The following is a 12307-nucleotide window of genomic DNA, read 5'->3' on the forward strand; positions in this document are numbered from 1 at the left end:
TGCGGTTTTTTGTGTTTCCATTTTTGAAATTCGGGGATTTAAAAGAAGATGTGAACGAAGCGGAGGCTGACGAGATGGAGATGCATAACGGTGAACTGTATTGGCCGAAGACAGAATCAGAACAGGTCGTCCTCGAACGGCCGAAGAAAAAAGAACGCTATGACGTGCTCGTAATCGGGGCCGGCATGTCTGGCACGCTGACCGCGTACACGCTTTATCAAGACGGTGTCGATTTCGCCGTCCTCGACAAAGGAAAAGTCGGGGCTGGGAGCACGGCCGCGAACACCGGGCTCATCCAATACTCGAACGACATCATGTTGCACGAGCTCGCCGCGCAAATCGGCGAGGCCGACGCCGTCCGGTTTTATAAGCTTTGCGCGGAGGCGGTCGATTCACTCGACGAGGTGGCCAAGACGGTGGGTGCGAAAGACGTATATATTCGACGGGACAGTCTCTGTTTCGCCAGCTGTGACGAAGATGTCACTAAATTGAGACGTGAATATGAGATGCTAACGAAACATGGCTTTGCGGCCGAGTGGCTCGAGCGCGACGAATTGAAGACGCGTTTCCCGTTCGATAAACCCGCTGCCCTCGTCACGAAAGGCGATGCCGAAGTGAACCCGCTCACGCTCAGCCGCCAAGTCGTCCGTCACTTGTCACAGGCGAACGTCCCGATTTTTGAAGAGACCGACGTCACCGACGTCGTATCGGACGGGGACGGTTGGCTCGTCGTGACGCCGGGCGCCACGTTCAAAGCGAACCACGTCATCTTTGCGACAGGGTATGGGGCTTCTCCCCTGCTCGACTCCCATCGGATCGAACTGAACCGCTCATACGCCATCGCCACAAACCCCGTCGACGATTTCCGCGCCTGGGACGGCCGAGCACTCATTTGGGAGACGAAGCGGCCGTACTTGTACGTGCGGACGACCGTCGACGGTCGAATCATTGCCGGTGGGCTCGATGAAGAGAAGCCGGAGACCCCGCATAGCGAAGCTCTCATCCAACACCGGGCCGAACAGATCCGCCAAGCAGTCGAGGCGCTGTTCCCGATGTACGACTTGACAGTTGAATACGCTTGGGTCGCGTTGTTCGGGGAATCGATCGATCAGTTGCCGTTCATCGGGGAGCACCCCGACCGGCCGAACCTTTATTACCTGCTCGGTTACGGAGGCAACGGCACCGTGTACAGTATGCTCGGCTCTAAAATGTTGAGTGATGCCGTGCGCGGCGTCGAGAACGAAGATGCACGCATCGTCCGGCTCGAACGGACGCGCCAATCAGACTTGACCTTCCCCTGACATTCAGGGGATGTTTTTGTACATAGGCAAGGAGTGAATGACATGACAATCAATCAAAACCAAAAACCGCGCTGGGTATACCGCTTAAGGAGAGGTCTGCTCTTCCTTCCAGCCGTCGCTTTCGCCATTTACGCTTGGCCGAACGAATCCGAGTCAGAACAGGCGGAGACCGTCCAAACGACCGAAGCGACAAACGATGTCGCGTATACAATTGAAGCGAGCCGTGCCGTAGAAGAAGACGGTTCGCTCCGTTATGAGTACGACGTCGTCGTGCACGGTCAACCGGACGTCGAAGCGTTGCAGGCAATCAGCCACGACGTCATCGACGAAGTCACAATGCGTGACACGTTCCAGGCGGCGTTAATCCAATTTTATGACCACGAGGCCTATATCGGCACGGTTTCCCCACTCGGTCAAGCCGTATTCGGTCCCGGAGGTGATTGGGGGCTTGCCGGGACGGTCGAACCTGGGGATTACGACGAGATGTCGTTCGGGTGGCAACTGCGTGAGAAGGAATGGGATACGCAGCTGTCCGAAGATGAGGTACGCGTCTGGCGGGCATGGAACGACGTCTATGAAGAGAAAGATTCCGACCATCCCGACATTCGATCGCGGGTGACCCGTACCATCTCTTCCAAGTACGGGCTCGAACCGGAAGACGTACAGCACATCGTCTTGAAACAAAACGTCTGGGCGGCGTTGTAACACCCTTTTCGATATGACATGCAGGACTTTCCTTCCCTTTCGGCTAACTGGATAGGGAAGGTTTTTTGTGCACCGCTCACCTAGAAAGGACGACATCTATGAAAAGACATTTGTTCGTATGGATTGCTTTGTTTCTCATCGGTTCGACCCTCACCCCGGTAACCGCCGAAGCCGCCACGAACTCTCCCTATCAACTGAACGTTCGGACCGGCGCCGTCCTTTATCAATTTGTCGGCAAGACGCTCGTCCCGAAGACGACGCTTAAAAGCGCCAAGACGTTCCCTGCCGTCACGACGTCCGGCAGCTATTATCGCGTGCTCGACGGAAAAACGACGTGGTACGTTCGTAAACAAGACGGAGCGCTTCAAGCGACGAACTTGTCCCGCTCGATCCTTTCAGCGAGTACATATGCGCGACTGACCCACGAGTATATGCGGACACTCCCGCGCGGCCATACCCCTTATAACTACGATGAACTCAAACCTTCGACCGCGGTCTCCCGGGCCGATGCCGTGTTGAAAGGGAATTGGTATATCCCTTCTCCCCCTTACGAACTGCGGGTCCCGAATATCGATACATACCGGTTCGACGCATCGATCCCGAACGTCGACTCGAACTCGTTCAAGTTCCAAATTCATTACTTCACGACACTCAACCAGTTGACCCAAGCGTACACGGTAAACGGACGGGACGATTATCTCCGTTACGGGAAACGAATCATCTTAAGTTGGACGAAACAATATCCGGTCCAAGATTATCAACGCCATCCTTGGCCGTACCACGACCACGGCACCGCGATTCGGACGTTTCACCTGCTCAATTTTTGGAACGTGTATCGGACATCACGCGTGAACGATGACCCGGCGTTCTCCCAACTGTTTGCCAAGACGTTATATGAGCACGCGGCACTCTTATCGACCCCGAGCTTTTATAAGCCGAACAACAATCATGGCATCTTTCAAGATATGGCGCTGACCGCGGTCGCCGAGACACATCGTTCGTTCGACCGCTCCGCCGCTTGGCGTTCCCTCGCCACGACACGCCTCACGAAACAACTGAATCATAGTTTGAGCACCGACGGAGTGCATCTCGAACACTCCCCGTTCTATCAAATCTATATGTATGATACGCTCAGCCGCTTCAACGACTGGGCGGCGGCCAACCGGTTCACGTTATCGAACCGGATGCGGGACGTTAGGGACATGCCGAGCGCCCTGACGTATATGCTCAAACCGAACGGTACGTTGCCGATGTTCGGAGACACCCCGTCTCTCGTCCACCGCCCAGAGGCCATTCCCCACATCGAGCGTTATCCTCATCTTCGTTATGCGATGAGCGGTGGAACGAGCGGCACGGCTCCGACGACACGAGTCGGGCGGCTATCGGATCAGTACGCTTTTTTCCGTCAACATTGGGGCGGACGGGCCGGTAAATTCCAAGACGCGGTCCATATCATGATGACGGCCGGCTATCATAGCAACGTCCACAAACATGCCGACGACTTGTCGATCGACGTATCCGGCTACGGACGCGACTTCATCGTCGAAAGCGGCCGTTATGCCTATACGAACCGGCCCGAACGCCAAAGCGTCTTGCAGGCAGCCGCTCACAACACCGTTCACGTCTCTGGTCAAAGCTTCAAGCTGATGCCAAGTAACTTGGGACGGAGCAGCATCACGTCAGTCGGTGTCGCCTCGACGTTTGTCCAACGGTTCCATCTCGGCGTCGGGTTGAATCGGGTCGAGAACGGCAGTCGTTACGCCTACTTCAAAGATGCGGCTGGACGCTCCCTCCACGTGTTGCAACTAGACATCGGACCTGTGCCAAAACTCGCCGTCGGTTCGAGCTACGTCTCGTATCGTGATTACGACTGGCAACGACGCAACCAAGTCGTGACGACGAAACGGGGAAAAGGCGTGACGTATTTGACGCTCCTTCATCTTGGCGACAAACCAACAAAAATCAAATCGTATAAAGTAGAGACAACGCCCCGTCACCATCTCGTCCGTTACACACTTTCTGACGGCACGATAGGGACGCTGTCGATGCTCCGCTGACTCCTCCCTCTTTCCTAAAAAGAGGGTTTTTTTCCGTTCGGTTAGGGAAAACTCGTTAAGTAGGCCAAATTGGGGCTTGCGTCGGGAGTGCATACTTAAGGGGAGGCAACAACATGGGGAACAAAAAAGAAGAGCAGTTGAAGCAACATACGATTGATAACGAACAGTCAGCAGGATTGACGACGAATCAAGGCTTGAAGATGGCAGAAGATGAGTTCTCGCTCAAAGCCGGACGTCGTGGACCGACGCTCATCGAAGACTTCCACTTCCGTGAGAAGATGACCCACTTCGACCACGAGCGTATCCCGGAGCGCATCGTTCATGCCCGTGGTGTCGGGGCGCACGGAGAGTTTCAAGTGTATGAGCCGCTCGCCGAGTATACGAAAGCCGACTTTTTGAACGACCCGTCGAAAGTGACGCCGGTGTTCGTCCGTTTTTCGACGGTGCAAGGATCACGCGGATCGGGGGACACCGTCCGTGACGTCCGTGGGTTCGCGACGAAGTTCTATACGGATGAAGGTAACTATGACCTCGTCGGGAACAATATGCCGGTCTTCTTCATCCAAGACGCCATCAAGTTCCCGGACCTCGTCCACGCCGTCAAACCGGAGCCGCACACGGAAGTGCCACAAGGCGGCAGCGCCCACGACACGTTCTGGGACTTCGTCGGCCAAAACCATGAGGCGGCCCACCACGTGATGTGGGCGATGAGTGACCGGGGCATCCCGCGCAGCCTGCGGATGATGGAAGGGTTCGGTGTGCACACGTTCCGACTCGTCAATCGTGAAGGAAAAGCCCATTTCGTCAAGTTCCACTGGAAACCGAAGCTCGGCGTCCATTCACAAGTATGGGACGAAGCCCAGAAGGCGGTCGGCAAGAACGCCGACTTCCATCGCGTCGATTTATATGAAGCCATCGATAAAGGCGATTATCCGGAGTGGGAGCTCGGACTTCAAATCATCGCGGAAGAGGATGAGTTCAAATTCGACTTCGATATCCTCGACCCGACGAAACTGTGGCCGGAAGAAGAAGTGCCGGTCAAACTCGTCGGCAAGATGACGCTCAATCGAAACGTCGACAACTTCTTCGCTGAGACCGAGCAAGTCGCATTCCACCCTGGTCACCTCGTGCCGGGAATCGACTTCTCGAACGACCCACTCCTGCAAGGTCGCTTGTTCTCGTATACGGATACGCAGCTGTCGCGCCTCGGCGGACCAAACTTCCATCAAATTCCGATCAACAAGCCGGTCTGTCCATTCCATAACAACCAACGTGACGGAATGCATCAGATGGCCGTCCATAAAGGGCAGACGAGCTACCATAAAAATGTGCTCAATAACAATCAACCGGAACCCGTCCCAGCCGACCAGGGCGGATTCGAGCACTATCAAGAGAAAGTCGACGGCCATAAGATTCGTGGACGCAGCGACAGCTTCCTCGACTTTTATTCGCAAGCGAAACTTTTCTATAACAGCATGACCGACGTCGAGAAGCAGCACATTCAAGACGCCTACAGTTTCGAGCTCGGCAAATGTGAGTCGGACATGGTCAAAGAGAACGCCGTCGACTTGTTGAACCGAATCGATCGTCACCTCGCCTCGGTCGTCGCCGACAACTTAGGCGTCGAGCTCCCGGCCGAGAACAATGAAGTCGTCTCGGACAAGACGTCACCGGCTCTCAGCATGGCCAACACCGTCATGAAACCCGATACGAAGAGCGTCGCCGTTTTGCTTGCCGGAGACGTCGATGCCGCGCAAGTGAAGGCGTGGGTGCAAGTACTCGCCGACAACAAGGTGAACTATAGCCTCGTCGGGAAGAAATCGTATACGCTCGGTGACCTCAAAGTGAAAGAGACGTACGACACGGTCGATTCAAGCCTGTTCGACGCCGCTTTCCTCGTCAGTGCCGCCAGCAGCGTAGAAGATGACGTCCTCGAGTTTATCGAGAACACGTACAAGCACTTCAAGCCGCTCGCGTTGCATCTGCATCACGATGAAGTGCTCGCGAAGTGCCGCGTGAAGACGGATCAACCCGGGGTGTTCTCATTCCCGGAACACAGTCTCGACGGATTCGATACGTTTATCGACGGGATTGCCAAGGGCCGATTCTGGGACCGGACGTAAACATATGAACGATGCAAAGACTCGACCCGTTAAATCGGGCGAGTCTTTTTCATGTCACTTTCTTTTCTCTAGATGTCCGCGTTATACTTGGTGGGGTATATATCGATCAGGGAGGAATTACTTCATGAAACACATGTCATACGTTGACGACCCGGATCAACAACGACGTTTGTATAAGCGGACGTTGTTCGTCGTCGTGCTCTCGCAAATTTTCGGGGGTGCCGGGCTTGCCGCCGGGATTACGGTCGGCGCGTTGCTCGCACGTGACCTGCTCGGCACCGACGCTTATGCCGGTGTCCCGACGGCACTCTTTACGCTCGGTTCTGCCGCAGCAGCCTTTTTAATCGGTCTCATGTCACAACGTGTCGGCCGCCGGTTCGGACTCGCCACTGGTTTTATGACAGGGGCGTTCGGGGCGTTCGGCGTCATCCTCGCAGCTACGCTTGAAAACGTGCCATTGCTGTTCGCCGCGCTTCTCATCTACGGGGCCGGGACAGCGACGAATCTCCAAGCGCGCTATGCCGGTACGGATTTAGCGAATGCGACGGAGCGGGCGACAGCTGTCAGCATCGCCATGGTGTCGACGACGTTCGGGGCCGTCGCCGGACCGAATTTAGTGGAACCGATGGGACGCGTCGCCGACAGCATCGGACTGCCTACGCTCACCGGACCGTTCTTATTGGCAGGGGCCGCCTATTTCGTGGCCGGACTCATCTTGCTCATCTTTTTGAACCCGGATCCGCTTCTCGTCGCCCGGGCCATCGAATCGAAACGGAAAGCCTCGCTTGATGCGACGCAACCTCAATCGGAAGATGTACATAACCGAAACGGCGTCTATGTCGGAGCGTTCGTCATGGTACTCAGTCAAATCGTCATGGTCGCCATCATGACGATGACTCCCGTCCATATGCGGCATCACGGTCACGAACTGAGCGCGGTCGGGCTCGTTATCGGGTTCCATATCGGGGCGATGTACTTGCCCTCGCTTGTGACCGGTGTGCTCGTCGATAAAGTCGGCCGTGAAATTATGGCCATCGCCTCCGGCGTGACGTTATTCTTCGCAGGGATCGTCGCCGCCTTCGCCCCGGCCGACTCGCTCTTCTTGTTAATCGTCGGGCTCGTCTTACTCGGCATCGGTTGGAATTTCGGCTTGATTAGCGGAACCGCCATTTTGGTCGATGCGACGACGCCTGAGACTCGGGCGAAGACGCAAGGGTCGGTCGATGTGTGGATCGCCTTATCGGGCGCTTCAGGTGGCATGTTGTCCGGGGTCATCGCGTCGCAGTCGAGCTATTTGACGTTGTCCCTCCTCGGCGGGATCGTATCGCTCGTCCTCGTCCCGCTCGTTCTGTGGTATCGTCGCCAGTCGATTTGACGATGAACCGATTCGCTCACGTGAATCGGTTTTTTTGTGCATAATGCGTCGTCTCTGACAAGCTTCCCTCAATTTGCTATACTCCTTTAGTTATGTTTACTAACTATTCAGGTTCGAACAAATAAGGAGGCGTCATCGCCGATGCAATTGACCGCACAAAAATTATGGACGAAAGACTTCCTCATCATCTCGCTCGTCAACTTCTTGTTGACGCTCATCTTCTTTTTACTCATGGTCACGATTGGGGTTCACGCCGTGTCGACATACGGGGCGACGACAAGCGAGGCCGGGCTCGTCACCGGTATTTTCATCATCGGGACGCTCGTCGGCCGTCTCTTCATCGGGCGACTCATCGATTCGATTGGCCGCTGCAAAACGTTGCTGATCGGTCTCACGTTTTTCACGGCGACGATTTTACTTTATTTTGTCGATCTCGGTGTCGGTTTCCTGTTGTTTACCCGTTTCGTGCACGGTCTCGGGATGGGGCTATCGAGCACGGCGACCGGGACGATCGTCGCCCAAGTCATCCCGGCTTCAAGAAAAGGAGAAGGCATCGGCTATTACAGCATGAGTTCGACGCTCGCGACGGCCATCGGTCCGTTCGTCGGTCTGCTGATGAGTCAATATACGAGCTTTTCGACCATCTTTTTCAGCTGTCTCGTCGTCGGTGCGGTCAGTCTCGTGAGCGCTTTATTCGTCAACGTGCCGGAAGCACACAATCCGTCCGTCATCCGCGGGTTCTCACTGAGCGCCTTCGTTGAACCGAAGGCTCTCCCGATTGCGCTCATCGTCGCCGTCGCCGCGCTCAGCTTTTCGAGCGTGTTGTCCTATATTAACTTTTATGCCACCGAACTCGACCTCGTCGAAGCGGCGAGCGTCTTCTTCCTCGTCTATTCGATCTCGGTCCTCATCTCGCGCCCGATCACGGGGCGGCTCATGGACGCACGCGGAGCGAACATCGTCATGTATCCAGCCATTGCTGTCTTTGCCATCGGGTTGCTCGTGTTGAGCCAAACGACGACCGCTGTCGGTTTATTGGTAGCCGGTGCGTTGATTGGGCTCGGCTTCGGCAACATTCAATCCGGGACACAAGCGATTGCCGTTAAGGCCGCGTCTCCAGCCCGGATGGGGATGGCCACTTCAACGTTCTTCATCGCGCTCGACGCCGGCCTCGGTTTTGGCCCTTACTTCATCGGCCTCATCATTCCGTTGACCGGTTTTTCGACACTTTATCTCGGACTCGCAAGTGTCGTGGCCCTATTGATTTTCTTATATGACGTCATGAACGGGCGCCAGGAACGGACTCAGTTACGACGGTCAGCATGACAGGACTTTCCAAAGTTCTGTCTTTTTTTTGAATGTTCACACATTTAGATTCAGCTTACGGTAATATAAAAATGACGTGTCAAAAAGCTTTGGATGGAAATGAGGAACATTATGCACGCTGACCAGACGATTTATAACCACTATGCCGCCTTGCTCCGGACGTTTGATAAAATTTCAGATTATGTGTTCTTCATGGAAGTCGACGGTCCGACATACCGGTACGCCTTCGTCAACGAGCCCGGGCAGCGCGCCATCGGTTGGAAAGAAGATGACCTCGGGAAAAGCATTGAGGACTTGGTCCCGCCCGAGACGGCACTGTTGATTAGGCGACATTACGACGAAGCGATCCGTGAACGAAAGAGTGTCGTCTTCGAGGACTATCGTCTCGCCGATTCGTTCTTTACAGATACGCTGGAATCGACAGACGTCCTCTCGTTGCCGCTCCACTACTTCGAGTCGGAAGTGACGCCCGTCTTTGACGGGGAGACGTGCACCCATGTTATTTCTGTCGTCCGAGAAGTGACGGAACGAAAACGCCGAGAGCTCGAATTGACGATTTTGCGGGATCAACACGAATCACTTCGACGGTACTCTCCGCACGGAATTTTCGTCCTCGACCACCATTTTCGGATCAAGTCGCTCAACCCGGCCGTGACGACCATTACCGGTTACACGGAAGCCGATTTGATTGACCATTCATTCATTGACTGGGTCGACCCGTCCGAGCGAGAGACGGTTCAAGCCGGGCTCGAGCACGCCATGGCGGGGGCACCGCACAAATATACAATCCAGGGACAGCGGAAGTCGGGCGCCTCACTCGACCTGGCAATCTTGAATATCCCGATCGAGGTCGGTGGTCACATCAATGGGCTGTTCGCCATCATCATCGACCACACGCCCGAGAAAGACGCGGAACGAGCGACACAAGAGAGTGAGCGACGTTACCGTCAATTGATCGAGACGATTCCTGAAGGGATCATCGTCCATCGGGAAGGAGAAATCGTGTACGCCAATACGTTAGCGCTTGAGACGATCGGTGAAACCACGATCACGGGCATGTCCGTCTTCACGTTCGTCGCACCGGAGTATCGCGAAGCGGCTGCCGCTCGACTCGCCTCGATGCGCCCTGATGATGCGGTACAAGAAATGGAACTTGTCGTCATGTCACGCGCTGGCCGACGTTTCCATATGGACGTGGCCAGTCTCGTCATTGACTATGAAGGGACAGCTGCCATCTTGACCGTCCTTCGCGATGTCACGGAGAAACGGGACATTGAACGGGCACTCCGTCAAAGCGAGATGCGCTACCGATTAATCACCGAGAACATGAGCGACCTCGTCTGCATGCTCGAGGCGGACGGAACGGTCCGGTATGCGAGCCCGTCTCACCTCCACGTGCTCGGCTATCCCCCGTCGTTCTATGAAGGGAAGAATACGCTTGACTTCATTCATCCACGCGACGTCGAACTGGCGCGCCTGCAGCTCCACGCGTCGGCGCACGGAAGCGAACCGCTCACACTCGAATTTCGTCACGCCCACGACGACGGTCGCTGGATTTGGCTTGAAACGAAAATCCAAGCCATCTATCACGAGGATGGCAAGTTGCTGCATTATTTGACGGTCACTCGAGAGATCATGCAGCGGAAAGTCGTCGAAAAGCAGTTACGCCACTTGGCTTACCACGATACGTTGACGGACTTGCCGAACCGACGCTATTTTCTCGCCTATCTCGAGGAGTCACTCACACGGATCGAAGACGAGACGGAAGCGCTCGCCATTCTTTCGCTCGACCTCGACCGTTTCAAACAAATCAATGATACACTCGGCCATGACGTCGGCGATGAACTGTTGCGTCAATTCGCGTCTCGCCTAAAGACCGCCCTCCGCAAACAGGACGTCGTCGCGCGGTTCGGGGGTGACGAATTCACCGTGTTGATTCGCTATAACGATCCGGTCGCACCGCACCGGGTCGCTGAAAAGTTACTGGCTGCTCTCAAACTGCCTTGGCATATCGAAAATCATACGTTCGTGACGACGTCGAGCATCGGGGTCGCCTGTTGCAAAACCGGGCTTACACCGAAGCAGTTATTAAAACAAGCCGATCTCGCCTTGTACGAGGCCAAGTCGAACGGCCGAAACCGTTATGCGTTGTTCCAAGACCGCCAATGAGCGGTCTTTTTCACGTGAAACAATCAATTTCTAATCAAAACACGAACATTAAAATGTGTTTTTAGTTAAATATCAGTTAAAAACATAGTTTCTTCCCCTAAACCTTTGACTTTATCGAGTATTTGCGTTACATTACCGAATGGACGAAGTATTTCTGATGTGAGTAACTAAAATGTTCGTAAATAGGGGTGTTTGATGATGGATAAAGTATTTGATTATGAAGATATTCAATTGATTCCCGCAAAATGTATCGTCGATAGCCGTTCGGAATGTGATACGAGCGTGACGCTCGGCGGTTTCACGTTCCGCCTGCCGGTCGTACCCGCAAACATGCAGACGATCGTCGATGAGAATGTGGCGCTCTCGCTCGCGGAGAACGGCTATTTCTATATCATGCATCGGTTCAACCCAGAGTCGCGGCTGCGTTTCATCGAAGACATGCACGGACGCGGCCTGTACGCCTCAATCAGCGTTGGCGTGAAAGAGGATGAATACCGTTTCATCGAGATGCTCGCCGAATCCGGCCATACGCCAGAGTTCATCACGATCGACATCGCTCATGGGCACTCGAATGCGGTCATCCGGATGATTCAACATATTAAACACCACCTGCCACAATCATTCGTCATCGCCGGGAACGTCGGGACGCCGGAAGCGGTACGTGAACTCGAGCATGCGGGGGCCGACGCGACGAAAGTCGGGATCGGGCCAGGAAAAGTGTGCATCACGAAAATCAAGACCGGCTTCGGCACGGGCGGTTGGCAACTCGCCGCACTTCGTTGGTGTGCCAAGGCGGCCACAAAACCGATCATTGCGGATGGGGGCATTCGCACACATGGGGATATCGCCAAATCGATCCGGTTCGGCGCCTCGATGGTCATGATCGGTTCACTGTTCGCCGGTCACGATGAGTCTCCGGGAGAGACGTTTGAGCAGGATGGGAAGTTGCTCAAAGAGTATTTCGGGTCGGCGTCTGAATTCCAAAAAGGGGAACGGAAGAACGTCGAAGGCAAGAAGGTGTTTGTGGAGCATAAAGGGGCATTGCAAGACACGTTGACCGAGATGGAGCAAGACCTTCAGTCGGCCATCTCTTACTCGGGTGGGGACACGCTCGACGCGTTACGTACCGTCGATTACGTCATGGTAAAAAACTCAATCTTTAACGGGGATAAAGTGTACTAAAAAAGACGACTAGCCCGACTATTGATTTTATAAAATTACGTCAAAAGCATATTAATCATGTTATTATAA

Annotated in this window: 8 protein-coding genes; all 8 read left to right on the forward strand. The window is 54.6% G+C overall.

Annotation, left to right across the window (positions count from 1 at the left end):
- Positions 1-74: 74 nt before the first annotated feature.
- The 8 genes from JJU47_RS06780 (at position 75) to guaC (ending at position 12238) form a co-directional block, all read left to right on the forward strand.
- Positions 75-1301 (forward strand): NAD(P)/FAD-dependent oxidoreductase, encoded by a 1227-nt coding sequence (locus JJU47_RS06780; protein WP_228617474.1) that lies wholly within the window; start codon positions 75-77, stop codon positions 1299-1301.
- A 42-nt stretch (positions 1302-1343) separates the two neighbouring features.
- Positions 1344-2006, forward strand: coding sequence for a hypothetical protein (locus tag JJU47_RS06785; RefSeq protein ID WP_228617476.1), 663 nt, complete (start codon positions 1344-1346; stop codon positions 2004-2006).
- Positions 2007-2104: 98 nt separating this feature from the next.
- Positions 2105-4063 carry a heparinase II/III family protein gene (locus JJU47_RS06790; RefSeq protein ID WP_228617478.1) on the forward strand — a complete coding sequence of 653 codons (1959 nt, stop codon included), beginning with the start codon at positions 2105-2107 and terminating at the stop codon, positions 4061-4063.
- A gap of 113 nt (positions 4064-4176) precedes the next feature.
- The gene (locus JJU47_RS06795; protein ID WP_228617480.1) at positions 4177-6186 is read left to right on the forward strand and encodes a catalase; all 2010 of its coding nucleotides are present in this window, start codon (positions 4177-4179) and stop codon (positions 6184-6186) included.
- Positions 6187-6310: 124 nt separating this feature from the next.
- Positions 6311-7561, forward strand: a complete 1251-nt coding sequence (locus tag JJU47_RS06800) for an MFS transporter (protein ID WP_228617483.1) — start codon at positions 6311-6313, stop codon at positions 7559-7561.
- Between the two features lie 141 nt (positions 7562-7702).
- Complete coding sequence (locus JJU47_RS06805) at positions 7703-8887, forward strand: MFS transporter (protein ID WP_228617485.1); 1185 nt, start codon at positions 7703-7705, stop codon at positions 8885-8887.
- A gap of 111 nt (positions 8888-8998) precedes the next feature.
- Positions 8999-11056: a PAS domain S-box protein gene (locus JJU47_RS06810; RefSeq protein ID WP_228617487.1), complete on the forward strand. Its 2058-nt coding sequence runs from the start codon at positions 8999-9001 to the stop codon at positions 11054-11056.
- Between the two features lie 198 nt (positions 11057-11254).
- A complete protein-coding gene (gene guaC, locus JJU47_RS06815) occupies positions 11255-12238 on the forward strand; it encodes a GMP reductase (RefSeq protein ID WP_300997556.1) in 984 nt (327 codons plus the stop codon).
- Positions 12239-12307: the final 69 nt, after the last annotated feature.

Source organism: Exiguobacterium sp. (genome assembly GCF_020832205.1).
Lineage (GTDB): Bacteria > Bacillota > Bacilli > Exiguobacteriales > Exiguobacteriaceae > Exiguobacterium.

Coding starts and splice junctions, on each gene's coding strand:
- JJU47_RS06780 (WP_228617474.1), top strand. CDS start 75: ATGGAGATGCATAACGGTGAACTGTATTGGCCGAAGACAGAATCAGAA.
- JJU47_RS06785 (WP_228617476.1), top strand. CDS start 1,344: ATGACAATCAATCAAAACCAAAAACCGCGCTGGGTATACCGCTTAAGG.
- JJU47_RS06790 (WP_228617478.1), top strand. CDS start 2,105: ATGAAAAGACATTTGTTCGTATGGATTGCTTTGTTTCTCATCGGTTCG.
- JJU47_RS06795 (WP_228617480.1), top strand. CDS start 4,177: ATGGGGAACAAAAAAGAAGAGCAGTTGAAGCAACATACGATTGATAAC.
- JJU47_RS06800 (WP_228617483.1), top strand. CDS start 6,311: ATGAAACACATGTCATACGTTGACGACCCGGATCAACAACGACGTTTG.
- JJU47_RS06805 (WP_228617485.1), top strand. CDS start 7,703: ATGCAATTGACCGCACAAAAATTATGGACGAAAGACTTCCTCATCATC.
- JJU47_RS06810 (WP_228617487.1), top strand. CDS start 8,999: ATGCACGCTGACCAGACGATTTATAACCACTATGCCGCCTTGCTCCGG.
- guaC (WP_300997556.1), top strand. CDS start 11,255: ATGGATAAAGTATTTGATTATGAAGATATTCAATTGATTCCCGCAAAA.